We start from the raw sequence: 25,022 nt of genomic DNA, 5'->3' as shown, positions 1-25,022 counted from the left end.
CAGTATAAAAAAAATGAAACTCAAAATATGCGGTATGAAATATCCTGAAAACATTCTCGAAGTAGGTGCACTCCTGCCCGATTATATGGGATTTATTTTCTGGGAAAAATCCGCACGATATTTTAATGGAACTATTCCTGAACTTATAAAAACAGTCAAAAAAGTAGGCGTTTTTGTAAACCAAAGTCTGGAAGAAATTTTAGAAAAAGTCGTAAAACACAATTTACAAGCCGTTCAGTTACACGGAAATGAATCGGTTGAATTTGTATCACAACTAAAAAAACAATTATCAAAAAAAATCGAAATCATAAAAGTATTTTCAGCCGATGAAAATTTTGATTTTGAAATCATAAAACCTTTCGAACCATTCTGCGATTATTTTCTATTTGATACAAAAGGAAAACTACCCGGCGGTAATGGAACAACTTTCGACTGGAGCATATTAAAAAAATACAATTCGAAAAAGCCTTTCTTTTTAAGCGGCGGTATTGGAATGAAAGAATTAAAAGCCATCGAAGAAATTTCAAAAAGCAGTTTACCTATTTATGCAGTCGATGTAAATAGTAAATTTGAAATTGAACCAGGGCTGAAAAACAGAAATTTATTTAGCAATTTCAAACGAAAATTTGATGTTGCCAACTTTTAAAATTTAAAAAAATGAGTTTTAACGTTAACGAAAAAGGATATTACGGTGAATTTGGAGGAGCTTACATTCCAGAAATGTTATATCCGAATGTAGAAGAACTACGCCAAAAATACTTAAGCATAATGGACGAACCTGATTTTAAGGCAGAGTTCAACCAATTGCTAAAAGATTATGTAGGACGCCCTAGTCCGTTGTATTTTGCAAAACGCTTATCTGAAAAATACAATACAAAGGTTTATCTAAAAAGAGAAGATTTAAACCATACCGGAGCGCATAAAGTCAACAACACAATCGGGCAGATTTTATTAGCAAAACGTTTGGGTAAAAAAAGAATTATTGCCGAAACCGGTGCGGGTCAGCATGGTGTAGCAACTGCAACAGTCTGCGCACTAATGGGAATTGAATGCATCGTTTATATGGGAGAAATTGACATTGCGCGTCAGGCACCAAACGTTGCGCGTATGAAAATGCTTGGCGCTGAAGTTCGTCCGGCTCTTTCGGGTTCAAGAACCTTAAAAGACGCTACCAACGAAGCAATTCGTGATTGGATTAATAACCCTGTAGACACACATTATATCATTGGATCGGCAATTGGACCGCATCCTTATCCTGATATGGTAACACGTTTTCAGAGTATTATCTCAGAAGAAATAAAATGGCAGTTAAAAGAAAAAGAAGGACGCGAAAATCCTGATTATGTTGTTGCCTGCATTGGCGGCGGAAGTAACGCCGCAGGAACGTATTATCATTTTCTGCACGAACCGCAAGTTGGAATTATTGCTGTTGAAGCTGCCGGAAAAGGTGTTGACAGCGGACACAGTGCTGCAACCAGTAAACTAGGAAAAGTTGGTGTTATTCACGGTTGTAAAACGCTTTTAATGCAGACGCCAGACGGGCAAATTACTGAACCATATTCGATTTCTGCCGGACTTGATTATCCTGGAGTTGGGCCTTTACACGCGCATTTAGCACAAACCGGACGCGGCGAATTTTTCTCTGTAACAGATGATGATGCTATGAATGCAGGTTTGCAGCTGACAAAACTAGAAGGAATTATTCCTGCTATTGAAAGCGCTCATGCATTTGCAGTTTTGGATCAGAAAAAATTCAAACCAGAAGATATAGTAGTGATCAGTCTTTCTGGACGTGGAGATAAAGATTTAGATAATTATATTGATTACTTTAAATTGTAATAAAAATTGTAATTTGGACGTTGGTTTTTAAAATCGCTAACGCAAACAATAACAAGAAAAATCATAATTATGGAACTATTATTTTCATACGGAACTTTAAGATCAAAACAAATTCAAATGCAGATTTTTAATAAAGTTTTAAGCGGAACACCAGACCAAATACTGGGTTTTAAACTTAAGAGTTTACAAATAGAAGAAGAATTTGGAATGGCAGATTATGTTGTTGCAGTACCAAGCGAAAATCTGGAAGACATTATACATGGTGTTGTTTTTGAAGTTTCTAGTCAAGAAATGTTAAAAGTAGATCAATTCGAGTCTAACTCATACAAAAGAGTTCAAGTAAAATTAAAATCAGGAAGAATTGCCTGGGTTTATACAGAAAACAAATAATTAAAAATGATTCTAGCGGCAGCACAGACCAAACCTAAACGAGGCAATATTGCTTCAAATTTATTAGACCATTACAAACTCATTGAATTGGCGGCTCAAAATGGAGCACAATTAATAGCTTTTCCTGAAATGTCAATTACAGGATATGAAAGAGAAAATGCTTTGGAACTGGCTTTCGCCGAAGATGATTACAGAATAGATCACCTGAAAGATTTAGCGACGGACAATAATATTATCATTATTGCCGGCGCTCCAATCTTAATTGAAAATCAATTATTTATTGGTGAATTTATTATTTCTCCCAACGATTCGGTTTCTATTTACACGAAACAGTTTTTGCATGAAGGCGAAGATGAATTTTTCCAGTCTTCGTTTGACAATAATCCGATGATTACAATTGAAGATCAAAATATTTCATTTGCAATTTGTGCTGATATTGACAATCCGAAGCATCCTGAAAACGCAGAAAAAAATAATGTCGACATTTATATTGCCAGTATTTTCTTTTCCCCAAACGGAATCCCGAATGCTTACAGAGATTTAAAACATTATGCTGAAAAACATAAAATGAATGTTTTGATGTCAAATTTCAGCGGTGAATCATGGGGTTCTCCATCGGCTGGACAAAGTGCTTTCTGGAATAATAAAGGAGAATTGATCGGGCAAATGAATGATTCTGACTCTGGATTATTATTGGTTGAAAAACAAAATGATAATTGGAATAGCACTATTTTAAAATTTTAAAAATTGATACCAGAGTTAGATAGATTACAAAGGTTTTTTCATGCAGATTTAGCAGATTTTATTAGATTTCATTAAAAAAAATCTGCGCGAATCAGCTTAAATCAATTTAAATCTGCGTGAAATATTTTTCAAATAAACTTAATATACCTACAAGGTTTTGAAAGCCTTGCAGTAGAAAAACATATCAAAATGAACAGAATAACTCAAAAATTACAAGAAGATAAAAAGATCCTTTCGATCTATTTTTCTGCGGGATATCCAAACTTAAATGATACGGTGCAGATTATTCAGGATTTAGAAAAAAACGGAGTTGATTTAATAGAAATTGGACTTCCTTTTAGTGATCCTTTGGCAGACGGGCCAACTATTCAGGCGAGTTCTACACAGGCACTTCATAACGGAATGACAACTCAAATTCTTTTCGATCAGCTGCAAAACATCCGCGAAAGCGTAAAAATTCCATTAATCATTATGGGATATTTCAACCCGATGTTACAATACGGCGTTGAAGCTTTCTGCAAAAAATGTGCTGAAATTGGTATTGATGGTCTAATCATCCCAGATCTTCCGGTTGATGTTTATGCAGATGAATACAAAGCCATTTTCGAAAAATACGGTTTAATTAATGTATTCCTAATTACACCTCAAACTTCAGATGAACGTATTCGTTTTATCGACAGCGTTTCAAACGGATTTATTTATATGGTAAGTTCTGCAAGTGTTACAGGATCACAAAGTGGTTTTGGAGATGTTCAGGAAACCTATTTTGAAAGAATTTCAAATCTAAATTTAAAAAATCCTCAAATTGTTGGTTTTGGAATTTCAAATAAAGAAACTTTTAACCAAGCCACTAAATATGCAAAAGGAGCTATTATTGGAAGTGCTTTTATCAAACATTTAAGTGAAAGCGGCAGTGGGAAAATTGAAGAGTTTGTTGGAGAGATTCGATAATTAAATGTAAATTACACGGCATTTTAATTTTAGCAGCCCGTGTTATGTTCCAATATTCCATTAAAAAAATAGTCTTTCTATTTTTCTTAAATTTTATATTTTGTATGGTATATGCACAGGAAAATTCTTCATTGCATATACCTACAAAACAAGATACATTAAATGGTTCAATTACTCCAGAACGAATTTGGTGGGATATTCAACATTACGATCTTACCATAAAACCTGATTACAATACCAAAACGATTTCAGGAAAAAACATAATCGAATACAATGTGATTCAGAAAAAACATGCTGGTTTAATGCAGATTGATCTTGTTGCTCCGCTTAAAATCGACAGTGTTTTTCAAAAAGGGAAAAAGATAAATTATACACAGAATGAAAATATCTGGTATATAAAACTTCCCAAAAATCTTCTTTCTAAAAAAAACAAAATCACTATTTATTATTCTGGAAAACCTACAGAATCTATCAAACCGCCATGGGACGGAGGTTTAGTCTGGGCAAAAGATTCTTTAAATCGTCCATGGATTTCTGCTGCCTGCCAATACAAAGGAGCCAGTTTATGGTATCCTTGCAAAAATGCTTTATACGATGAACCTAATAAAGGAGCAAGTATTAATATTATTACGCCAGATAGTTTAACAGCAATTGGAAATGGAAGATTAAAAAGCAAAATTAAAAACGCTGATAATACTTCGACTTATAAATGGGAAGTAAAAAACCCTATTAACCATTACGGGATTAGTTTTTATATTGGAAATTATGTAAATCTTCAAGATACTTTTAAGGGCGAAAAAGGTCCTTTAAGCATAGATTTTTGGGTTTTAGATTACAATAAAGAAAAGGCAGAAAAACATATGATTCCTGAGGTAAATATTACCTTGAAATCTTTAGAACATTGGTACGGCCCCTACCCTTTTTATGAAGACGGTTTTAAAATGGTTGATGCTCCTTATATAGGAATGGAACATCAAAGCGCTGTTGCCTACGGCAGTTCGTATAAAAAAGGAACAAACAAAAAAGGCGGCGATATTTCGAATACAGGGTGGGGTAAAAAAACAGATAAAATTATCGTTCATGAAATAGCTCATGAATGGTTCGGTAATAATATTACAGCAGGCGATATTGCCGATAGATGGATTCAGGAAGGATTTGCCGGTTTAGGCGAAGAACTCGTAATAGCTGATTTATGCGGTAAACAAGCTGGAAATGAATTTATGAATGGCCGATTCAGAACAATAGAAAATGATAAACCTGTTATTGGCCGATACGGAATAAACGAGGATGGAAGCAGTGATAATTATGTAAAAGGCTGGGCAGTCATGCACATGATTGCTTCTATTATAAATGATGATGAAAAATTCCGAAATATATTGCGTGGTTTAAATCGGGATTTTCATAATAAAGTTGTTACAACACAGGAAATTGAAACTTATATAAGCACTAAATCCGGTATTAATTTTCAATACCTGTTTGATCAATATTTGAGAACAAATAAAGTTCCTGTTTTAGAATATCAATTTAAAAATGGAGTTCTTAATTATCGCTATTCAAATTGTAATAACGACTTTGCTATGCCTGTTAAAACAAACCTGATAAAAGATAACTGGTTACGTCCTACTGTTTCATGGCAATCATTAAAAGCTGAAAATCAAGATACTGCAACAGAATTAAAAATAGACATTAACTTTTACATTACACTTTTAAAGGTCGACTAATCAAAGGAAAAACTACTTTTAAAGGCATAAAACTACTACACCGTTTTATGTTAATATTATGTTAAAATAAAATTAAACAAGCGTTTAAATTAAACAACTGTTTAATTTTGCATCCGATTAGAAACAATACCATGTCACAGATCGAATTAAACGACAAAAAAATTCAAATACTTAACGTTGCAGAAAAGCTGTTTTCTGAGAAGGGATTTGAGGGGACATCTATACGGGACATTTCAAAAGAGGCAAAAATTAACATTGCTATGGTTTCGTATTATTTTGGTTCAAAAGAAAGACTTCTGGAAGCTTTAATTCTTTACAAAACTGTTGATTTAAAATTACAACTCGAAAACTTATTACAAGAAAACATTGAACCTCTTGATAAAGTCAATAAATTAATCGAAATTTACGTTAACAGAATCTGCCTTAACAAAGGGATTTACAGGGTTTTACATTTTGAACTTTACAACAAAAAGAGAGAAAAAAGCCTGCAGGCATTTACTGAACTTAAAAAAGGAAATTTAAAGTCAGTTGAAAGCATTATCAAGCAGGGTCAGGATCAGGGAGTTTTTAGAAAAGATGTTAATATCCAACTTATTACACCAACCATTATCGGCACCTTTTTTCACTTTCATATGAACCGTTCATTCTTTGAAGAATTATTGGGGTTAAAAACAGAAGAAATGTTTAACAATTACATTAACAACGATCTAAAAAAGCACATTCAACAAACTATAAAAGCGCTACTTGTTTATGAAAATTAGTCAATTAATGCTCTTTGGAGTTTTCTTTATCGGAATTTCTTCAATAGAAGCACAAGAAAAAACAAGTTTAACTTTAGATGAAGCCGTAAAAATGGCCTGGGAAAAAAGTAACGAAGTTACGCTTGCCAACACTAAGGTAAACTCGAAAAAATACGAATTACAATCGGTTAAGAATAACCAATATCCTGATTTAAAAATTTCCGGACAATATCAGCGTCTTACAAAAGCCTCGATTGATATGCCAGGTCAGGGTGAAGGTGCTTCTTTGGCATCTCCAGATCGCGCGATGCTGGGAATGGCAAATTTAAGCCTTCCTATTTTTGCCGGATTTAAAATCCAAAGCAGTATCGACGCATATGAAAGTTTATACGAAGCTGAAAGCGTTAACGCAGCAAAAACAAAAGAGGATGTTGCTTTAAAAGTAATCACCTACTATACAGCTTTATACAAAGCACAAAAAACTTTGGACGTTTTAAATGAAAACCAAAAAAGTGCAAAACAGCGTGTTACGGATTTTATTGAATTAGAGAAAAACGGAATTATTCCGAGAAATGATTTATTGAAAGCCCAATTATTGGTTTCAAAAACACAATTATCAATTGATGAAGCTAATAATAATATCAATAACATTAACTTTTATCTAACGACATTACTTAAATTAGAGCCATCTGTAAAAATTCAGGTTAATGAAGATGATTTCTTTAATTTAAAAACAACCAATGCACCAACATCTGATGCTTTGGCACTTGAAAACAGAAAAGACTTAGAAGCTATTCGTTTACAGCAGAGAGCTTCTGAAGCCAATGTTAAAATTGCAAAAGCGGGTTATTACCCAACACTTTCGCTTCTTGGAGGCTATACAGCTTTAGATCTTAAAGATATTATTACTGTAAAATATGCTATGAATTTTGGTTTAGGTTTATCTTATGATTTATCCGGAATCCTTAAAAACAGCTCGCATGTAAAAGAAGCAGAAAGCAAAGCTCTTGAAGTAAAAAACACAGAAGCAATTATGACGGATCGTATAAAAGTTGAAGTTCAAAAATCTATTGAAGATTACGACTTAGCGATCAATCAAAGTGTTGTTTATGAAGAAGCATTTCAACAAGCTGCAGAAAATTACAGACTTGTAAAAGATAAATTCGACAATGGTCTTGCTGACACCAATGATTTGGTTGAAGCTGATGTTGAACAATTAAGTGCAAAAATTAATACAGCTGTAGCAAAAGCAACAATTATTCAAAAATATTACGAATTACTTTCAGTATCAGGACAATTATCACAATCATTCAATCTTTCTAAAATATAATCGATAGCTCTCATGGAAAAGAAAAAGACAAATAAAAAATTCATCATCATACTTGCAGTTCTGATTTTAGGAGGCGGAACTTATGGAATCTCTAAATATTTACATTCACAAGCTCACGAAGAAACAGATGATGCTCAGATTGAGAAAAAAATGAACCCAATTATCCCGAGAGTTTCAGGATATATTAGTAAAGTGTATGTGAAAGATAATGACTATGTAAAAAAAGGAGATACTTTATTTACAATCGATAAGAGAGATTATCAATTAAAAATCGATGAAGCAAATGCTGCATTATTAGGAGCTGAAGGTCAATTTGAAGCAGCAAAAGCTGATATTGGAAGTGCAAATGCAAGCATTTCAGTATCTGACGCTCAAATGAGATCTGCATCTGGTTCTATCGAAAGTGCAAAAATCAGATTAAGACAGCTTACAAACGATTTTAACCGTTATAACAATTTATACAAAACTCATACAATTACAAAACAGCAATTCGAGCAGGCTCAGGCTGCAAAAGATGAAGCTGAAAATCAAGTACGTGTTTTAGAGCAGCAGCAAAGAGCAAGCTCTTACCAAAAATCAGTTATTCAGTCAAAATCTAAAGTTTCTGATAAGCAGACAGAAGTTGCAGCAGCAAACATCAAAAAAGCAAAAACAATGCTTGATGTTGCTCACTTAAACCTTTCTTACACAGTAGTAACAGCAGCTATCGACGGTCAGGTTTCTAAAGTAGACATTCAGCCGGGACAATTGGTACAGCCAGGACAATCATTATTCTATATCATTAATAATAATGAAGCTTGGGTTGTAGCTAACTTTAAAGAAACACAATTAAACAAAATGATTGTGGGACAAAAAGTAGGTTTAAAAGTTGATGCTTATCCAAACTATGAGTTTAAAGGAACTGTATCTTCTTTCTCTCCTGCAACAGGATCTCGTTTTTCATTATTACCTCCTGATAATGCAACAGGAAACTTCGTAAAAACAATTCAGAGATTACCGGTAAAAATTACTATAGACGAATCTAACGATCCTGAAAAAGTAAAACTTTTAAGACCAGGAATGAACGTTGACGTTGATGTACATTTAAAATAAAACATGGCAGGAGCAGTACAAGCAGACGACGATTTAGTAGAATACGGTTTCAGACGTGTTATCATTACGATTACAGCAGTGCTTTGTGCACTGTTGGAAATTGTAGATACTACGATTGTAAACGTAGCGCTGACAGACATGCGCGGAAGTCTTGGTGCTACCTTGACTGATGTGGCATGGGTTATTACTGCATACGCAATTGCGAATGTTATTGTAATTCCGATGACGAGCTGGCTATCACAGCAATTTGGAAGACGTAATTATTTTGTGGCTTCCATTATAATATTTACGGTCTGTTCTTTTTTGTGTGGTAATGCCACAAATATTTGGGAACTTGTAGCTTTCCGATTCGTACAAGGTATGGGAGGTGGAGCATTACTGGTAACAGCCCAAACGATTATTACAGAAAGTTATCCCGTAGCAAAACGTGGAATGGCACAGGCTATTTACGGAATGGGTGTAATTGTAGGTCCAACTTTAGGTCCGCCTTTGGGAGGATATTTAGTAGATAATTATTCTTGGCCTTATATATTTTATATCAATATTCCGTTGGGAATTATTGCTACTATTTTGGCTTTAACATTTGTTAGAAGTCCGAAATATGGAGAAAAATTAAAAGCCAATCAGGTTGACTGGTGGGGAATTATTCTGTTGAGTACCTTTATTGGATCTTTACAATTCGTATTAGAACACGGACAGCAAGACGACTGGTTCAATGATTCATTAATCGTAACCTTAAGTGTTGTTACCGTTCTTGGATTGGTTTTATTTATCTGGAGAGAGCTAACTTATAAACATCCAATCGTAAACTTAAGTGTTTTAAAAGATGGAAACTTAAGAATTGGAACCGTAATGTGTTTTATTCTTGGTTTCGGTTTATACGGATCAACATTGATTATTCCAATTTACACGCAGTCAATTTTAGGATGGACAGCAACTGATGCCGGTTTATTATTAATTCCGGGGTCTATTACAACGGCAATTATGATGCCTTTTGTTGGAAATATGATTCAGAAAGGTGTACCGCAAGGATATATGGTGGGAGTAGGATTTTTAATTTTCTTCTTCTTTACTTTCATGATGTACAGCCGAATGACACCAGACACTGGAGTTGAACATATGTACTGGCCTTTAATTTTGAGAGGAATAGGTTTAGGATTGCTTTTCGTTCCTATTACAACACTTTCTCTTTCAACTTTAAAAGGAAAACAAATTGGTGAAGGAGCAGCATTTACAGGAATGATGCGTCAGTTAGGCGGATCTTTCGGTATTGCTATTATTACCACTTTCATCACACGTTTCAGCCAGTCACACAGAGTAGATTTAATTAATAATTTAGATCCGGCGAAATTTGAAGTACAACAGCGAATTGCAGGAATGCAGCACGCGTTCATGGCAAAAGGATATAGCGCAGATGTTGCTTTGAAAAAAGCATATCAGGCTATAGAGTATTCTGTAATGAAACAAAGTACTGTAATGGCTTATATGGATATTTTCCTTTATCTGGGAATCATGTTTTTATGTTGCATACCGATTATTCTCTTTATTAAAAAAGGGAAAAACAAAATTAGTGCAGCCGACGCAATGCATTAATAATAATAATTTTATAATACGCAGAAACGCCGAATTCATCATTTAGAATTCGGCGTTTATTTTTTTATAGTCGCAGTGTGCAGTGGCAGTATTCAGTTTATAAACCTTTATGTCTTGCGGTAAAAACTTAGTATCTTTTTTATTTCATCTCTGCAGGGATTAAAATCCCTGCCTACAATATGCCCCGATCCTTCGGCTCTCTAGCAAAAAAACCTTTGTCACTTTGCCACTTTGAATCTTTGTCCCTCAAAAATCTATCTTGTAAAAACCAAGTGATTCCCTTTAGAAAGATTTGCATCAAACTGATATCCTTCGTAATTAAAGCCTTTTAAGTCGTCAATAGTTTCTGCATTCGTATCAATGATATAACGCACCATCATCCCTCTCGCCTTTTTGGCAAAGAAACTAATCATTTTTAATTTCCCGTCTTTATAATCTTTAAAATCAGGAGTAATAACTGGAACTTTCAACGCTTTTACGTCAACAGCAGAAAAATATTCATTACTCGCTAAATTCACGAATAATTCATCTTTTTTCAATTCTTTATTTAAAGCTTTAGTGACAGTTGGTTTCCAAAACTCATGTAAGTTTTTGGACTCACCAACCGGCATTTTAGTTCCCATTTCTAAACGATACGCCTGCATTAAATCAAGCGGTTTTAAAAGACCATAAAGTCCCGATAAGATTCTTAATTTATCTTGTAAAACATCTAATTTTTCTAACGGAATCGAATAAGCATCTAAACCTGTATAAACATCGCCGTCAAAAGTATAAACTGCCGGACGTGCATTTTCTGGAGTAAACGGAGTTTTCCAATCCTGGTTGCGTTTCCAGTTCAAATCGGCTAATTTGTCTGAGATAGACATTAATTCTGATAATTCAGATGGCTTTTTTGTTTTTACAACTTTATGAACCACTCTCGCTTCTTTTAAAAATGAAGGTTCAGTATATTGAGATGTTGGTAATTCTTTTTCGAAATTCAGTGATTTCGCTGGCGATATAACGATTTTCATTTGTGCGCTTTTGTATGATTCAAAAATACAAATTGAAATTTTAAAAATTAGAGATTGTAATTGATTTGTTTTATAGTTCTATTTTTTCAGCCACGAATTACACAAATTTCCACAAATTAATCTTTTGAGCAAATTGTTATACTTTTTGCCACAGATTAGAAAGATTTCTACAGATTTTTTTAATCCTTTTAATCCTGTAATCTGTAGCAAAAAAATAATTCATGGAAATTCGTATAATTCGTGGCTAACCTTTCTCAATTTATAAAAATCGACGCTACAAAATGTGAAATTGTTCAAAAAAGTGAGCGATAGATTATAATAGGCATTTTCTATGTTGTAAATTTGCATGCATTTTATTTCTACTGAAATTAGAAATGCTTTTTATTCAAAAACTGAATTCGTGGCGATACAAACAAATTATAAAACTGCTTTACAAAACAAAATCTTCGATGTTATTTCGAAAGCTTCTCAGGAATTAAAAGTTGACTCTTATGTGATAGGAGGTTTTGTTCGTGATTTGCTTTTAAATCGAGGTTCTAAAAAAGACATTGATGTTGTTGCAGTTGGAAGCGGCATCGAATTAGCTCTTAAAGTTTCAGATTTACTTCCTAACAAACCAAAAGTTCAGGTTTTTAAAACTTATGGAACAGCGATGTTACGTTTTGAAGATACTGATATCGAGTTTGTCGGCGCCCGAAAAGAATCTTATACCCGAGACAGCCGAAATCCGATTGTCGAAAACGGAACTTTACAAGACGATCAAAATCGTCGTGATTTTACGATCAATGCATTGGCTTTATCTTTAAATTCAACTAATTTCGGAGATCTTCTGGATCCGTTTGACGGTCTAACCGATTTAGAAAATAAAACAATCAAAACGCCTTTGGATCCAGATATTACGTATTCTGATGATCCTTTGCGAATGCTTCGCGCCATTCGTTTTGCAACGCAGTTGAATTTTGAAATTGAAGAAAATTCGCTGAATGCCATCACAAAAAATGCTGATCGCATCAAAATAATTTCCGGCGAAAGAATTGTTGATGAATTAAATAAAATTCTTTCTACACCAAAACCTTCAACCGGATTTTTACTTTTATACAAAACTGGACTTTTAGATTTAATATTACCTGAATTAACGGCGTTGAATCAGGTAGAAGAAATTGAAGGTCATACGCATAAAAACAATTTTTATCATACACTTGAAGTTGTTGACAACATCTGCCCGAATACAGACGACGTTTGGCTTCGCTGGTCGGCATTACTGCATGATATTGGAAAAGCACCAACGAAACGTTTCACAAAAAAACAAGGATGGACTTTTCACGGACATGAATTTCTGGGCGGAAAAATGGCTAAGAAAATCTTCGAACGTTTGCACATGCCTTTGAACCATAAAATGAAATTCGTTCAAAAAATGGTTATCATGAGTTCACGTCCCATTGTTTTGGCGCAGGATATTGTAACCGATAGTGCGGTTCGCCGTTTGGTTTTTGATGCTGGTGAAGATGTAGAAAACTTAATGACTTTGTGCGAGGCGGATATCACAACCAAAAACCCGTCAAAATTCAAGAAATATCATAAAAATTTTGAAATCGTCCGCAAGAAAATTGTAGAAGTCGAAGAACGCGATCATGTACGTAATTTTCAGCCGCCTATTTCTGGTGAAGAAATTATGGAAATATTCGATTTAAAACCTTCACGCGAAATTGGAATTTTGAAAGAAGCCGTAAAAGAAGCTATTTTAGAAGGCGATATTCCAAATGAATATCAGGCGGCTTATGATTTTGTAATTAAAAGAGCAGAAAAATTAGGCTTAAAAAAAGTTGAGAAATAAGTAGTATTTAATAAAATGAAAAAAGAGAATAAATCAGTAATCATTTGGTTACTATCAGGCTGTGTTTTATTGTTTTTAATGGTTGTTGTGGGAGGAATTACCCGTTTAACCAATTCAGGTTTATCTATGACCGACTGGCATTTAGTAACCGACACTTTCCCGCCTCTAACAGATGCAAAATGGCAGGCTGCATTTGATGAATATAAAAAGTTTCCTGAGTACCAAAAAATCAATATTCACAACGATTTTCAGCTTTCAGATTATAAATTTATTTATTTCTGGGAATGGTTTCACCGTTTCATCGGCCGTATTATTGGATTGGTTTTCTTTGTTCCTTTTGTTTACTTCTTAGCCAAAAAGAAATTAGATACTCCAACTATTAAAAAATGTATTGTTCTTTTAGCAATGGGAGCATTCCAAGGATTTTTAGGATGGTTTATGGTTCGCAGCGGATTAATCGATAATCCAGATGTAAGCCATTTTAGACTTTCTCTTCACTTGACTTTTGCTTTTATAACTTTTGCTTATACACTTTGGGTTGCGCTTGATTTAATTTATCCGGAACGAAATATCAACAAGATTTTACCTTTAAGAAATATTGCCCGTTATGCTTTAGCCGCTTTATTAATTCAGATTATTTACGGCGGATTTGTCGCTGGACTAAATGCCGGATTAATTCACAATCACTGGCCTTTAATGAGCGATGGCGAGTTTATTCACGAATCGGTTTTTATTGAGCAGTCGAGCTTGATTAAAAATTTAATTGAAGGAAAAAGCGGTGTTCAGTTTGTGCACAGAACTTTTGCTTATGCAGTTGTTGCTGTTATTCTTTTTCTTTTCTTTAAAAGCAAAAAATATACGCTTACAAGAACGCAGTCAAACGGAATCAATACTTTAGTCGTTTTTGTTTTTATTCAATTTTTACTGGGAGTATTTACATTATTATACAGCGTTCCTTTGGCTTTAGGATTAATTCACCAGATTATGGCATTTTTCCTTTTGAGTGCCATGACGTATACTTTACACCGATTAAGCAAATAAATCGAAATATATTATAACAAAAAAGGCTGTCTCAAAAGGACAGCTTTTTTTGTAAGCTTCAGAGAAGCGAAATATTTATAGCAAAGGATAAATGTTTACAACATAAAGCTCCGGAGGAGCGGTATATTTTTTCTACATTCTTAATATATGCAGCTCCTCCGGAGCTTTTTTTCATTTGATTATTGTAATTCTATAAATATTTCACCCCGCTGCGGCTATTATCGATAAAATGAATTAAAATCTATTGAATTTCTATTTTATTTGGATTTTTATCCCAGCCAAGATTTAAAATCTTGCACTTTCTCACGACTCACGATTACCTCATCATCTTTGTAACTTGGCAGAATAACTTTTAAACGGGAATTGGTGTAAACCTGAATTTCTTTAATTGCTTTTAATGGAACAATAAATTTTCTGCTTACGCGAAAGAAATCCTTTTTATCTAATTCCTGTTCCAGAATTTCTAAAGTAGAATCGATTAAATAATCACGGTTTTCAAAAGTATGAATGTATGTTCCTTTGTTTTCACTAAAAAAACATTCGATTTCTTCTGTGTTTATTACTTTTAAATGCTGCCCAATTTTAACCGTAAAACGCTTTTTATATGTTTTCTCAAACGGATTTGACAACATCTGGCGAATCTGCTCAAAATCTAACTGCATGTTTGAATTTTCTGCAGGAGCTTTAGGAATTCTTGATTTAAATTTTATAACTGCAGCTTCGAGATCATCTTCATCAATTGGTTTTAAAAGATAATCGATACTGTTTAATTTAAAAGCTTTTAAAGCATACTCATCGTATGCTGTTGTAAATATAATTGCGCTTTTGATATCTATTTTCTCAAAAATTTCAAACGACAAACCATCTGACAGCTGAATATCCAAAAAAATCAAATCCGGATGCTGGTTCTTTGAAAACCACTCTACCGATTCTTCAACTGAATGAAGCATCGTTTCTACTGTAACATCTAACTTTTCAAGTTTTCTTTGCAGCAGTCTCGCTGCGGGTTTTTCGTCTTCTATAATTAATGTGACCATTTATATATTGTAAAATTTGAAAAAAAATTAAATCAAAATTACTCCCATTTATTGGTATTTGCAGCTTCTTTTTCCATGTATTTTTGGATTTTTTTCTGCTCCCAATCTGAACTGAAAAAAATATCACGACCAAAAACTGATAATCCGTGTGCAGCTAGACCAATTCCCCAGAAAAATGCCGTAGAGTAAGTCTGCCAATCCGTTAAACCGCTTGAGTGAATTCCTTCGGTAAAAAGTTCTTTATTTAAATTGGCAATAATAACAATAATATTTACAAATATATAAACTCTTAAATGCGAGTAAAATCCTCTCAGTCTTTTTACTTTTCTGTAAGCATTATTATAACTTTCATCTGAGCTGAACTCCTGTCCGTATTGCTCATACATTCTTCTTCTAAAACGTCCCATGTCTTTATCTTTTAATTATGTCCACTTATTTTTATTCTCTTTTTCTTTTTCCATGAATTCTTTAATTTTTCTTTCTTCCCAGTTTTTTCCAAGAACCGGAAAAACTTCAAAAACTTTTAATCCATGAAAAACAACTCCAATTCCCCACCACATCAAGGGCCAGAAAAACCATAAATATTTTGGTGAAGTATATAAATTAATAAAAATCAAAATTGCATTTACCAGTACATAAGCAACTAGATTTCCATAAAATCCTTTAATTCTTTCGACTTTCTTTTTGGCTAAAAAGTATTTATCTTCTTCATTAAAATTCATTTCCATAATTACTCCCATTTTTGTGTTTTATTTTTCTTTTCTAATAGACTTTTTAATTTACGCTCTTCCCATTCTTTTCCAAAAATCTTAAAAGAAACAAAGACGTCAATGGCAGAACCTATATAAACTGCTGACCAGATAATAACTACTACAGGATTTAAAAACTGAATTGGAAAGAAATTTAAAGGCAGTTGTGAATATTCTTTCAATAAAAATAAAGTCAGACCAATGATATATAGAAATGTATGTTTGTAAAATGACTTTAGCTTATGAACTTTTTTTACTGCTAAATCCTGAAGTTCTTTTTGTTCATTATTTGTATTAAAATCTGTTTCCATCTTTATTTTCAAATTTTTGATTTTCTTTTTCCAGAATTTCTCTAATTTTTCTTTCTTCCCATTTTTTATTGAAGAAAGGCGGGTAACTAAAAACCTGCAGTCCGTGTAAAATTATTGCTATTCCCCACCCCATCAAAGACCATATATACCACAAATATCCCGGCGAAGTCATATAATTTACCACTATTACAATTGGGTTAACCAAAACATATACTGTTAAATGCTCATAGAATTCTCTTATTTTCTTGACTCTTTTTTGAGCCTGATAATAACGTTCTGCTTCTGTATAATTAGGTTCCATAATTATTTCCAGTTTTTTTGATTGTTTTCTTTTTCCAGAATTTCTCTAATCTTTCTTTCTTCCCAGTCAGAACTGTAACCAAAAACTTTAAAAGCATGCATGGCTACTCCAAATCCCCAGCCTAAAGCTGAAAACCAAAACCATTGAAATCCCGGTGAGAACCTTAAATTAATAAACACTAAAAACGGAATTACACAACAGTATGAAATCACATTTCCGTAAAATCCTTTTAATTCTTCGACTCTTTTTTTAGCTCTGTAATAAGCTTTTGCTTCGTCGTTATATTCTGCACTTACATCCATGACGGTTATTTGTTTAGTTAAAATTGGAATTTTAACGGAGAAGTTTTTTTCATCCTGCTGAATCATCACTTTCCTATCGGTTATAATTCCGTAACGATTTACAATATTCTGCAGTCCAACACCTTGTCTGTCCTGCAAAACTTCTTTTTTCTGAAGATCATTTTGTATAACCAAATAATCTTTATCAACAAAAATTCGAATATGCAATGGTTTTTGTTCACTCACTACATTATGTTTCACTGTATTCTCAAGCAAAAGCTGTAAGGACAACGGCACTACTTTAGCATCAGGATTTATGTTCTCTGTTGGAAGTTCATAAAACAAACTGTTTTCGAAACGCATTTTAAGCAGATTCATATATGTTTTTGCAAACGATAATTCATCTTCTACAGATACCAGTTCTTTATCTTTCTGTTCCAGAACATATCTGTAAATTTTAGATAAAGATGTTGTAAAACGCTGCGCATTGTCCGGGTTTTCTTCAATCAAAGAACTTAGAACATTTAAGCTGTTAAAAAGAAAATGCGGGTCGATTTGATTTTTTAAACTTTCGAATTTAGCATTTGCCGTTCCCGCAATAATCTTTTGCTGTATAACTTTATTTTCCTGATATGCCTTGTAAAAATGCAAGGCATGAAATCCTAACAGAATAATAAAAGCAATAACTGCATTTTCTATATATGTAGAAGCTTCTTCATTAGCCAGAAAACTTAAAATAGATCGTCTTTCAATTACTACATTTGTAAACACCCGAAGGAGAAAAACAACGAAAATCGAAACAACAAATGAACTTACAAAACCTATAAAAATTCTTTTATTAGAAAATCTGCTGTCTTTAAAAACCTTATCTAAATATACAAATAGAGAAGCATTTACAATGTACAACACAACGCTGTAAAGCATACAGTACAAGAAAAATATGTACAGGTTATTGTTGAAAATTGCCGTTCCAAATGAAGCAAAACGAATCAGGAAGGAGAATAGAAAAACGATTCCGCCTACTAACAACGCCTTAAGTAGATTTGGTTTTAAAGTCATTATTTCTTTTGAATTAAATTATTTACAAGTTTTTTGGATTTCTAAAGCTCTGTCTAATCCCCATTTTGGAGAAAAAGGAGTTGCTGGTTTAAAAGTAGCAAAAAGTTCAATAGATTTATCAACCTGCGCGCATAATGGTTTTGTATCAACACCTGTCCATTTTGCTCCACCTAACTGATAATCTGCCTCTCCAAAAACCGCTCTTGGATTATTAGGATCGATCGCTTTTGCTTTTGCATAAGCTTCCATCACTTTACCGGAATATTTCATTCCGTTTGTCATTGGGTCAGCTACAACATATCCTGTATAAATTAAAGCCTGCAATACATACAATTCAGCATTGTTTTGATCTTTAATAAACTCTACATCTAATGCATCCTGTGCTTTTGTTAACAGCAGATCAATTTTAGTTTTGTCTTTTTCAGTAAAAACTGCCGTCGTATTGATTAGAGCAATATAATAATTTGGTAAATAACTGTTTTTTTCTGCAGCGGCAATTCTTTCAAATAATGCCGAAGCTTCTGCATTTTTTCCCTCTTTCCAAAGTCCGAAAGCTTTGGTCATTCCTTGTTCAAACTGTGTTTGAGCTGAACTTATTACTACTACAAATAATGCGATTAAAGTGATGATTTTTTTCATTTTATAAGTTATTTAATGGTTTGTTTATATGGATTAGTTATATATTTAGAATTGAATTTCGATTTTTGAATCTTTACTGACATCAAATTTAGCATCTTTATACGAAGGCGGCCCCATAAATCCTTTTGCATTGTTTGAAGCTGCATATTCTTCAGATGGAATTCCCATTGCATTTCTGTCAAGTTTTCCGTTGATGTTTTCATCATGATAAGTCGAGATGGCGTATTCTCCTGCAGGAAGATTGTCAAAAGTTACAACTGCTTTATTATTTACAATTTCAGAATTAAGGCTTTTGTAAGTTGTTTTAAGAAACGTCCCTTCTGAATTATATAATCCTACTTTAACAATTCCTGTATTGTTTTTTAAACCCGAAACATCAACGGTTAATTTTACATTTTGAGCAGACATTAAGCTGCAGATAAATAAAATGGTTATTGTAATAATTTTGGTCATGATTTCTATTTTTTTTTTAAGGTTCTAAGATTCTGAGCTGCTAAGGTTCTAAGTTTTTTTTCTTAATCTATTAGCAACTCAGCTATTCTAATTTAATTGATGATTAAAACTCTTTTTTTTAGGAACAAAGGGACAGAGTTTTTTGAATTTGCAAAGAAGCCTTTGTGACTTTGTTTCTTTTAATTAACACTTCAAAAGTATACTGGTTTTTAGTCTTTTAAAATTAAATGCTGCTGAGTTGTTGATTTTGGTTACTGAATTGTTTCTTTTTGAGAGACAGAGGTTCAAAGGCACAAAGGTTCAAAGGTTTTTCTTTATTTATTCTCCAAGACTATGTCCCTTTGAACCTTTGCCTCTTTGTCCCTTTTTTAAAGATTCTTCAACTGATTCTCATTTTTATTCTGGCTGATGGTCCAGAAGAAACCAATAAAGAAGAATCTGTCAGCAGTTGGAACAACAGCTTGTCTTTGATAAACACCGCTGGCGTCTGGTACTTTTGCATAATCGTATCCAAAAACATTTTGAGTTCCTAAAACATTCGAAACTGAGAAATAAAGGATTTTTTGTGTGGTTAATAAATACGCCCAGTTAAAACTCAAGTTGTTATATGATTTTGTTTTTCCGTTCATAAATTGTGTCTGGTTTGGATCGTTGTACGGACGTCCTGTGCTGAAACTATTTGTGAATCCGATTTGTGATTTCCAGTCTGTAATAAAATATTTCGTTACAACAGATAAATTATGATTGGCTACAAAACTTGGAGTTGCCATAGTTGGAAAGTTCTTGTATTGTCTTTCTGAATCGATGTATGAATATGAAATCCAATATTCTAAATTTTTGTACAAATTACTGTCTCTCCAAAAAATATCTAATCCTTTTGCGTAACCTGAACCGTTATTATTGAAAACTGAATTGTACTGAATATCTCTAGTATCGTATTGAACCAGATTGCTGTAATCTTTATAATAAGCCTCTGCTCTAAAAGTTTGTCCCGGCTGAGTAAACTGATAATTTAAAATATAGTGTCTCGCTTTTTCACTTTCAAACTGATGGTATTTTGAATACTTAATATAATCTACAACTGGTGTCTGCGAAAAATCTCCGTAAGCAAATGAAAACTGGCTGGTTTTTGACACTTTATAAGCTAATGAAGCTCTTGGCGCAATATTATTTTCGTTTAATAAACTGTTATTAGAATATCTAAAACCCACTTTCATTGCCAGATTTTTAGAGAATAAAATATCTGCTTCTGTATAAGCTGCAAAAATGTTAGAATCGTAGCCATTTGCAACATCAATAGAAACATTATCATTAAAATTTTCATTGAATTTTGTAATAAAATAATCTGTACCAAAAGACAGTTTAAAATGATTTGAGATTTTTTTCTGCAATTTCAATTTTAACTGAGCTGCATTTTCATTGCTGTCAACATCATTAATATCGTATTTGATTTTGTTTTTGCTGTAACCGTAGCTTATTCCAGATGTTAATTGCCAGCCTGTTCCAAAAGTTCCTTTATAAGATGAGTTTAAGTAAAAGTTATTGTTGTTTAAATCTGTTCTAATTGGGTTTTCGAAATTCACATTTTTCTGGTTCAAATCGAATCTTTCAGAATCAAAAGAGGCATATAATTTGAAAATTCCGTTTGTAAAATTGTATCTGTAAACCGTTTCACCGCCAAGTGACTGATAAGGGCTGTTCCATTTTACATTTTGAGGAATTACTGCCTGATATGGCGCCAGATTGATATAAGCCATATTTACACTCAAAGAACTTTTTTTGAATTTTTGAGTATTTCCTAAACTCAAACCAACAGTCATTAATCCAATATCTGTTTTTTCATGATCTGCCTCATCCTGCGTATTTAAAAGTAAAACACTTGACAAAGCTTCACCATATTCTGCCGAATAACCACCAGTAGAAAATGCTATTCCGCTGAATAAGAAAGGAGAAAAACGGCTTCTGGTTGGTAAATTGTTCGTTGTTGCTCCATAAGGCTGTGCTACACGAATTCCGTCAACAAAAGTCTGCGTTTCGCTCGCTTCACCACCACGTACGAATAAACGTCCGTCTTCGCCAACACTTTGTGTTCCCGGTAAAGTCTGTAAAGCGGCCACTATATTTCCGGCAGAACCGGCAGTTGTAACAATATCCAGAGGTTTTAAAACCGAAACTCTTGCTTTGTCTCCAGATTCTAAAGTTCCGGCTGTAATAACAACTGCATCCAGAGCATTTATGTTTTCTCTTAATTTAACCGTTTGATCTTTATAATTGGCAACATCAATTTCCTGTTTGAAAGTTTCGAAAAGTAAAAAGCTTACTACTAAAAATTTGTTGCCGGTTTCTGTAGTTTCAAAAGAAAACTCTCCCGTTTCAGAACTTGTAGCTCCGTCGTAAGTTCCGTCTAAATAAATATTTGCACCGGCAACCGGTTTTCCTTTTTGATCGACTACTTTACCTGAAATAATATTTTGAGCAAAAGTAAAAGTGCTAAGTAATAATAAAATAAAAGTAATTCTGGTTTTCATGATATTGGTTTTTGATGAGACAAATGTATTTTAACATTTCCTGTTAAAAAATATATAATAACCCAATTGTAGATTTTTAAGGATGAGTTGTAAATGACTAATTTGTATCTTAGCTAGGAATTCTAAAAAATTACCATTTATGTCAGAAAGCACCAGAATTTCAAATTTATATCAGTCCATTTATAATGGAAATCCTTGGCTGGAAGTAAACCTGGACAATACTTTAAAAAATGTCACGGCAGAACAAGCATACAAAAAAATAAACCCTAATCTAAATACGATTTGGGAAATTGTAAATCATTTGATACAGTGGAGAAGAAACATTTTAGAGCGAATGCAGGGCGAAGTAACCAAAACTCCGGATCATAATTATTTTGTTCCCGTTTTAGATCCCTCTGAAGCTGCTTGGGAACAGTCTCTTCAAACCTTAGCAAAATCACAAGAATCATGGAATGCATTTTTTGAAGATTTTGATGATGCCGATCTGGCAAAAATATACGTTAATAACGGCCACAGTTATTATGAGCATCTGCACGGAATTATTCAGCATGATGTGTATCATTTAGGGCAGATTGTTATTTTGAAGAAACTGCTTTAAAAATTCATAATCATCAAAAAGTCTCTTTCAGTTTCATTTTTTTAGCAGTAAGTTCTGCAGGATTTGCTCAGGAAACTGAAACAAAATACGATGATAATAGGGCAAAATCCTTAAATGCCGATGAATACAGAATGTAAGGCAATCACAAAAATACAGGATAAGATCGCCAAGACGAAAATGTAATACACAATATGAAAACTGAAAAAGAAAAAATGATCTCTGGCGAATATTATAACGCCTTTGATCCTGAATTGGTAAAAGGACGCCGAAATGCTAAAAATCTCCTTCACAGCCTCAATGTAAAAGAATACAGAGTTACCAAAAAAGCAAAAGAAATTCTAAAGGAACTAATTCCAAATACCGGAGCCGGTTTTTATATCGAACCTCCTTTTCATTGTGATTATGGTTATAATATTTTTTGCGGAGAAAATGTATATTTTAATGTGAACTGTGTGGTTTTAGACTGCGCTCCTGTAAATATTGGATCAAATGTGTTTATTGCGCCAAATGTTCAAATTTACACGGCTTCGCATCCGCTTGACGCTGAATTAAGAAAATCACTGGAAAATGCTTATCCCGTTACAATTGGCGATGACTGCTGGATTGGCGGAAATTCGGTTATCTGCCCCGGAGTTACAATTGGTAAAGGCTGCGTTATTGGAGCCGGATCTGTCGTTACCAAAGATATTCCAGACAATTCGCTGGCAGTTGGAAATCCCGCAAAAGTAATTCGAAAACTAAATCAGGAATCTGAAACAAAAAAATAATGCTTACCCTTAATAAAGTTCACCATATTGCCATTTTATGTTCTGATTACGAAAAATCTAAACATTTCTATACTCAGATTTTAGGCTTAACGATTATCCGCGAAATCTATCGTGAAGAACGCCAGTCTTATAAATTAGATTTGGCTTTAAACGGCACTTACGTTGTAGAATTATTCTCTTTTCCTGATCCGCCAAAACGTCCTTCAAGTCCAGAAGCCGTTGGACTGCGCCATTTAGCATTTGAAGTAATTAATTTAAATGAAACTGTTGCTTTTTTAACCTCAAAAAACATCGAATCAGAACCGATAAGAATTGATGAAACTACAAACAAACGTTTCACATTTATTGCTGATCCTGATTTACTGCCTATTGAGTTTTATGAGAGATAGGCGTTTAGGTTTAAAGGTGCAGAGGGACAAAGGGACAAAGGTTTCTTATTTATCGCTATAAGTAAGTAGAGTTTATCATTTCGAAGAAGGAGAAATGACAAACATGAGAAAAAACTTTGCTTCTAGTACTTTTAAAGCTAAATTTAAACAGAAAGAATTTTCCTGTTTATACCCATTTTAACACACTAAATTGAAGATTTCCTATAAAAAACCGAATTTGATGCTTAATTTTGTAATCCGCATAAAAAAAGTGCGGATTCAAATTTACTTCTGATGAACAAAACGGCGCAAATCAAAAAAAATCATCAATTTATCAAATTCCGAAAATTAGTTATTGTTTCTATTTTAATTGGCTTTCTTTCAGCATTCCTCGGAATATCACTTAAAAAAATAACCGAATATTACGAAGAAATTTTCTTTCACGAAGTATCGGTTCATCCTGTATTTTATATCGTTTTTCCGGTTTTTGGGTTATCAATAATTTATTTTCTGAGACAATATCTTTTTAAGAAAAAAGAAAATAAAGGCATCAAAGAAGTTTTTGAAAGTACGGCTTCAAAATCTAAAAACCTTCCTTCTTATAAAATTCCATCTCACTTTATAAACGGATTATTAACTGTTATTTTTGGAGGCTCAACCGGAATTGAAGTTTCAACAGTTGTTGCAACGGCAACGATTGGTTCTGTAGCCCATGAAAAAGAAAATGTTTTCCGCCAGTACAAAACCGAATTAATCTGCGCGGGTGTAGCAGCTGGAGTTACAGCACTTTTCAGCAGTCCAATTGCAGGAGTTTTGTTTGCATTTGAAGTAATTTCACGAAAAGTGACACGAGCTTTTGTTATCTCTAATTTAATTGCTGTTTCAATTGCTTTTGGTTTGCTTACCATTTTAAAAGAAGAACCTTTATTTGCGGTTTCAATTGTATCCTGGCAGTTAAAAGCAATTCCATATTTTATTCTCCTTGGAATTTTGGCGGGAATGAATTCGGTTTATTTAACTAAATGTGTTTTATTCTTCAAGTCTCAATTCGGAAAAATCGATACGCATTATTATAAAATCATTATTGGTTCAGCTGTTTTAAGTGTATCGCTATTCTTTTTCCCTCAATTATACGGAGAAGGATATCATGCTATTAAAGGAATTTTTGGAACTTCATCTCAGCTTCCTTTAACCATAACTTTAGCACTGACTTTTATTGCAATATTAATTTTAAAACCAATCGTAACATCCATTACATTGGCTTCAGGAGGCGACGGAGGTGTTTTTGCGCCTAGTTTATTCATTGGAGCTTTCTTAGGTTTATTACTGGCTTCGGTTTTAAACAGCTTTTTTCATGTAAATGTAATTCCGGTCAATTTTATGATTCTCGGAATGGCTGCCGTTTTAAGCGCCAGCATTCATGCACCTTTTACCGCAATCTTTTTGGTTTGCGGTTTAACAAACGACTATACTTTGTTTTTACCAATTCTTGCCGTTTGTTTAATTTCAAAATATACTGCAAAAACAATTTATCCATACACAGTATACAGTTACTCTCCAAGCTTGACTAAATAATTTCAGACTAATCATAAAAATCTGACGAGTAAAAACATACAGCAAAGTATATTTAAAAGCATAACGAG

The 25,022-nt window shown here is 33.4% G+C and carries 26 protein-coding genes; 16 read left to right on the top strand and 10 right to left on the bottom strand.

Translation table 11 applies throughout. From position 1 onward, the window contains the following. Nucleotides 1-13 precede the first annotated feature (13 nt). From ACTJIW_RS09090 to ACTJIW_RS09045, 10 genes are all read left to right on the top strand, one after another. On the top strand, nt 14-646 hold the full coding sequence (locus ACTJIW_RS09090) for a phosphoribosylanthranilate isomerase (RefSeq protein ID WP_440715172.1): 633 nt from the start codon (nt 14-16) through the stop codon (nt 644-646). An 11-nt stretch (nt 647-657) separates the two neighbouring features. Continuing rightward, nucleotides 658-1,839, top strand: coding sequence for a tryptophan synthase subunit beta (gene trpB / locus ACTJIW_RS09085; RefSeq protein WP_012026861.1), 1,182 nt, complete (start codon nt 658-660; stop codon nt 1,837-1,839). A 69-nt stretch (nt 1,840-1,908) separates the two neighbouring features. Beyond that, nucleotides 1,909-2,229: a gamma-glutamylcyclotransferase family protein gene (locus ACTJIW_RS09080; protein ID WP_012026862.1), complete on the top strand. Its 321-nt coding sequence runs from the start codon at nt 1,909-1,911 to the stop codon at nt 2,227-2,229. Nucleotides 2,230-2,235: 6 nt separating this feature from the next. Next, nucleotides 2,236-2,973: a carbon-nitrogen hydrolase family protein gene (locus ACTJIW_RS09075; protein WP_433813151.1), complete on the top strand. Its 738-nt coding sequence runs from the start codon at nt 2,236-2,238 to the stop codon at nt 2,971-2,973. Nucleotides 2,974-3,162: 189 nt separating this feature from the next. Then, complete coding sequence (gene trpA / locus ACTJIW_RS09070; RefSeq protein ID WP_121360405.1) at nt 3,163-3,924, top strand: tryptophan synthase subunit alpha; 762 nt, start codon at nt 3,163-3,165, stop codon at nt 3,922-3,924. A gap of 104 nt (nt 3,925-4,028) precedes the next feature. Further along, nucleotides 4,029-5,645, top strand: coding sequence for a M1 family metallopeptidase (locus ACTJIW_RS09065; protein ID WP_440715173.1), 1,617 nt, complete (start codon nt 4,029-4,031; stop codon nt 5,643-5,645). A gap of 131 nt (nt 5,646-5,776) precedes the next feature. After that, entirely contained in the window at nt 5,777-6,406 is a 630-nt protein-coding gene (locus ACTJIW_RS09060; protein ID WP_073408693.1) for a TetR/AcrR family transcriptional regulator, read from the top strand. After that, entirely contained in the window at nt 6,396-7,715 is a 1,320-nt protein-coding gene (locus ACTJIW_RS09055; protein WP_012026867.1) for a TolC family protein, read from the top strand. Before ACTJIW_RS09060 ends, ACTJIW_RS09055 begins: the two co-directional genes overlap by 11 nt. 12 nt (nt 7,716-7,727) lie before the next feature. Then, nucleotides 7,728-8,807: an HlyD family secretion protein gene (locus ACTJIW_RS09050; RefSeq protein ID WP_440715174.1), complete on the top strand. Its 1,080-nt coding sequence runs from the start codon at nt 7,728-7,730 to the stop codon at nt 8,805-8,807. A gap of 3 nt (nt 8,808-8,810) precedes the next feature. Further along, nucleotides 8,811-10,400: an MDR family MFS transporter gene (locus ACTJIW_RS09045; protein ID WP_012026869.1), complete on the top strand. Its 1,590-nt coding sequence runs from the start codon at nt 8,811-8,813 to the stop codon at nt 10,398-10,400. 254 nt (nt 10,401-10,654) lie between these two features. Here ACTJIW_RS09045 and yaaA read toward each other — a convergent pair whose 3' ends face one another. Further along, nucleotides 10,655-11,413 carry a peroxide stress protein YaaA gene (gene yaaA, locus ACTJIW_RS09040; protein ID WP_121360402.1) on the bottom strand — a complete coding sequence of 253 codons (759 nt, stop codon included), beginning with the start codon at nt 11,411-11,413 and terminating at the stop codon, nt 10,655-10,657. 346 nt (nt 11,414-11,759) lie between these two features. Here yaaA and ACTJIW_RS09035 point away from each other — a divergent pair, with 346 nt between their 5' ends. Continuing rightward, nucleotides 11,760-13,247 (top strand): CCA tRNA nucleotidyltransferase, encoded by a 1,488-nt coding sequence (locus ACTJIW_RS09035; RefSeq protein WP_262410771.1) that lies wholly within the window; start codon nt 11,760-11,762, stop codon nt 13,245-13,247. 15 nt (nt 13,248-13,262) lie between these two features. Then, nucleotides 13,263-14,288 carry a COX15/CtaA family protein gene (locus ACTJIW_RS09030; protein WP_121360401.1) on the top strand — a complete coding sequence of 342 codons (1,026 nt, stop codon included), beginning with the start codon at nt 13,263-13,265 and terminating at the stop codon, nt 14,286-14,288. 269 nt (nt 14,289-14,557) lie between these two features. Here the strand turns inward: ACTJIW_RS09030 and ACTJIW_RS09025 are convergent, their stop codons facing one another. The 9 genes from ACTJIW_RS09025 to ACTJIW_RS08985 form a co-directional block, all read right to left on the bottom strand. Further along, on the bottom strand, nt 14,558-15,325 hold the full coding sequence (locus tag ACTJIW_RS09025; protein WP_440715175.1) for a LytR/AlgR family response regulator transcription factor: 768 nt from the start codon (nt 15,323-15,325) through the stop codon (nt 14,558-14,560). 38 nt (nt 15,326-15,363) lie between these two features. Further along, nucleotides 15,364-15,732 carry a 2TM domain-containing protein gene (locus tag ACTJIW_RS09020; protein ID WP_012026874.1) on the bottom strand — a complete coding sequence of 123 codons (369 nt, stop codon included), beginning with the start codon at nt 15,730-15,732 and terminating at the stop codon, nt 15,364-15,366. Between the two features lie 15 nt (nt 15,733-15,747). Further along, nucleotides 15,748-16,065, bottom strand: coding sequence for a 2TM domain-containing protein (locus ACTJIW_RS09015; RefSeq protein WP_440715176.1), 318 nt, complete (start codon nt 16,063-16,065; stop codon nt 15,748-15,750). Continuing rightward, a complete protein-coding gene (locus tag ACTJIW_RS09010; RefSeq protein ID WP_012026876.1) occupies nt 16,056-16,385 on the bottom strand; it encodes a 2TM domain-containing protein in 330 nt (109 codons plus the stop codon). The genes ACTJIW_RS09015 and ACTJIW_RS09010 overlap by 10 nt, the downstream gene beginning before the upstream one ends. Then, complete coding sequence (locus ACTJIW_RS09005) at nt 16,369-16,686, bottom strand: 2TM domain-containing protein (RefSeq protein ID WP_073408698.1); 318 nt, start codon at nt 16,684-16,686, stop codon at nt 16,369-16,371. Before ACTJIW_RS09005 ends, ACTJIW_RS09010 begins: the two co-directional genes overlap by 17 nt. Before the next feature lie 2 nt (nt 16,687-16,688). After that, the gene (locus ACTJIW_RS09000; protein WP_012026878.1) at nt 16,689-18,026 is read right to left on the bottom strand and encodes a 2TM domain-containing protein; all 1,338 of its coding nucleotides are present in this window, start codon (nt 18,024-18,026) and stop codon (nt 16,689-16,691) included. Nucleotides 18,027-18,044: 18 nt separating this feature from the next. Continuing rightward, on the bottom strand, nt 18,045-18,665 hold the full coding sequence (locus ACTJIW_RS08995) for a hypothetical protein (protein WP_012026879.1): 621 nt from the start codon (nt 18,663-18,665) through the stop codon (nt 18,045-18,047). A 45-nt stretch (nt 18,666-18,710) separates the two neighbouring features. Beyond that, on the bottom strand, nt 18,711-19,118 hold the full coding sequence (locus ACTJIW_RS08990; protein ID WP_440715177.1) for a DUF2141 domain-containing protein: 408 nt from the start codon (nt 19,116-19,118) through the stop codon (nt 18,711-18,713). Nucleotides 19,119-19,486: 368 nt separating this feature from the next. Then, nucleotides 19,487-21,646, bottom strand: a complete 2,160-nt coding sequence (locus ACTJIW_RS08985) for a TonB-dependent receptor (RefSeq protein WP_440715178.1) — start codon at nt 21,644-21,646, stop codon at nt 19,487-19,489. 139 nt (nt 21,647-21,785) lie between these two features. Here ACTJIW_RS08985 and ACTJIW_RS08980 point away from each other — a divergent pair, with 139 nt between their 5' ends. The 4 genes from ACTJIW_RS08980 (at nt 21,786) to ACTJIW_RS08965 (ending at nt 24,954) form a co-directional block, all read left to right on the top strand. After that, nucleotides 21,786-22,244 (top strand): DinB family protein, encoded by a 459-nt coding sequence (locus ACTJIW_RS08980; protein ID WP_012026882.1) that lies wholly within the window; start codon nt 21,786-21,788, stop codon nt 22,242-22,244. A gap of 191 nt (nt 22,245-22,435) precedes the next feature. Beyond that, entirely contained in the window at nt 22,436-23,011 is a 576-nt protein-coding gene (locus ACTJIW_RS08975; RefSeq protein ID WP_012026883.1) for a sugar O-acetyltransferase, read from the top strand. Further along, complete coding sequence (gloA2, locus tag ACTJIW_RS08970; protein WP_440715179.1) at nt 23,011-23,400, top strand: SMU1112c/YaeR family gloxylase I-like metalloprotein; 390 nt, start codon at nt 23,011-23,013, stop codon at nt 23,398-23,400. The genes ACTJIW_RS08975 and gloA2 overlap by 1 nt, the downstream gene beginning before the upstream one ends. 273 nt (nt 23,401-23,673) lie before the next feature. After that, nucleotides 23,674-24,954, top strand: coding sequence for a chloride channel protein (locus tag ACTJIW_RS08965; protein ID WP_440715180.1), 1,281 nt, complete (start codon nt 23,674-23,676; stop codon nt 24,952-24,954). Nucleotides 24,955-25,022: the final 68 nt, after the last annotated feature.

The organism is Flavobacterium sp. 22659, assembly GCF_052044235.1.
In the GTDB taxonomy this organism is placed as follows: domain Bacteria; phylum Bacteroidota; class Bacteroidia; order Flavobacteriales; family Flavobacteriaceae; genus Flavobacterium; species Flavobacterium johnsoniae.
The sequence above is the reverse complement of the archived record's forward strand: the minus strand, read 5'-3'. Positions and strand labels throughout refer to the sequence as shown.

Bases quoted from the DNA above. Each gene is read 5' to 3' on its own strand.
- ACTJIW_RS09090 (WP_440715172.1), top strand. From the start codon at position 14: ATGAAACTCAAAATATGCGGTATGAAATATCCTGAAAACATTCTCGAA.
- trpB (WP_012026861.1), top strand. From the start codon at position 658: ATGAGTTTTAACGTTAACGAAAAAGGATATTACGGTGAATTTGGAGGA.
- ACTJIW_RS09080 (WP_012026862.1), top strand. From the start codon at position 1,909: ATGGAACTATTATTTTCATACGGAACTTTAAGATCAAAACAAATTCAA.
- ACTJIW_RS09075 (WP_433813151.1), top strand. From the start codon at position 2,236: ATGATTCTAGCGGCAGCACAGACCAAACCTAAACGAGGCAATATTGCT.
- trpA (WP_121360405.1), top strand. From the start codon at position 3,163: ATGAACAGAATAACTCAAAAATTACAAGAAGATAAAAAGATCCTTTCG.
- ACTJIW_RS09065 (WP_440715173.1), top strand. From the start codon at position 4,029: ATGGTATATGCACAGGAAAATTCTTCATTGCATATACCTACAAAACAA.
- ACTJIW_RS09060 (WP_073408693.1), top strand. From the start codon at position 5,777: ATGTCACAGATCGAATTAAACGACAAAAAAATTCAAATACTTAACGTT.
- ACTJIW_RS09055 (WP_012026867.1), top strand. From the start codon at position 6,396: ATGAAAATTAGTCAATTAATGCTCTTTGGAGTTTTCTTTATCGGAATT.
- ACTJIW_RS09050 (WP_440715174.1), top strand. From the start codon at position 7,728: ATGGAAAAGAAAAAGACAAATAAAAAATTCATCATCATACTTGCAGTT.
- ACTJIW_RS09045 (WP_012026869.1), top strand. From the start codon at position 8,811: ATGGCAGGAGCAGTACAAGCAGACGACGATTTAGTAGAATACGGTTTC.
- yaaA (WP_121360402.1), bottom strand. From the start codon at position 11,413: ATGAAAATCGTTATATCGCCAGCGAAATCACTGAATTTCGAAAAAGAA.
- ACTJIW_RS09035 (WP_262410771.1), top strand. From the start codon at position 11,760: ATGCATTTTATTTCTACTGAAATTAGAAATGCTTTTTATTCAAAAACT.
- ACTJIW_RS09030 (WP_121360401.1), top strand. From the start codon at position 13,263: ATGAAAAAAGAGAATAAATCAGTAATCATTTGGTTACTATCAGGCTGT.
- ACTJIW_RS09025 (WP_440715175.1), bottom strand. From the start codon at position 15,325: ATGGTCACATTAATTATAGAAGACGAAAAACCCGCAGCGAGACTGCTG.
- ACTJIW_RS09020 (WP_012026874.1), bottom strand. From the start codon at position 15,732: ATGGGACGTTTTAGAAGAAGAATGTATGAGCAATACGGACAGGAGTTC.
- ACTJIW_RS09015 (WP_440715176.1), bottom strand. From the start codon at position 16,065: ATGGGAGTAATTATGGAAATGAATTTTAATGAAGAAGATAAATACTTT.
- ACTJIW_RS09010 (WP_012026876.1), bottom strand. From the start codon at position 16,385: ATGGAAACAGATTTTAATACAAATAATGAACAAAAAGAACTTCAGGAT.
- ACTJIW_RS09005 (WP_073408698.1), bottom strand. From the start codon at position 16,686: ATGGAACCTAATTATACAGAAGCAGAACGTTATTATCAGGCTCAAAAA.
- ACTJIW_RS09000 (WP_012026878.1), bottom strand. From the start codon at position 18,026: ATGACTTTAAAACCAAATCTACTTAAGGCGTTGTTAGTAGGCGGAATC.
- ACTJIW_RS08995 (WP_012026879.1), bottom strand. From the start codon at position 18,665: ATGAAAAAAATCATCACTTTAATCGCATTATTTGTAGTAGTAATAAGT.
- ACTJIW_RS08990 (WP_440715177.1), bottom strand. From the start codon at position 19,118: ATGACCAAAATTATTACAATAACCATTTTATTTATCTGCAGCTTAATG.
- ACTJIW_RS08985 (WP_440715178.1), bottom strand. From the start codon at position 21,646: ATGAAAACCAGAATTACTTTTATTTTATTATTACTTAGCACTTTTACT.
- ACTJIW_RS08980 (WP_012026882.1), top strand. From the start codon at position 21,786: ATGTCAGAAAGCACCAGAATTTCAAATTTATATCAGTCCATTTATAAT.
- ACTJIW_RS08975 (WP_012026883.1), top strand. From the start codon at position 22,436: ATGAAAACTGAAAAAGAAAAAATGATCTCTGGCGAATATTATAACGCC.
- gloA2 (WP_440715179.1), top strand. From the start codon at position 23,011: ATGCTTACCCTTAATAAAGTTCACCATATTGCCATTTTATGTTCTGAT.
- ACTJIW_RS08965 (WP_440715180.1), top strand. From the start codon at position 23,674: ATGAACAAAACGGCGCAAATCAAAAAAAATCATCAATTTATCAAATTC.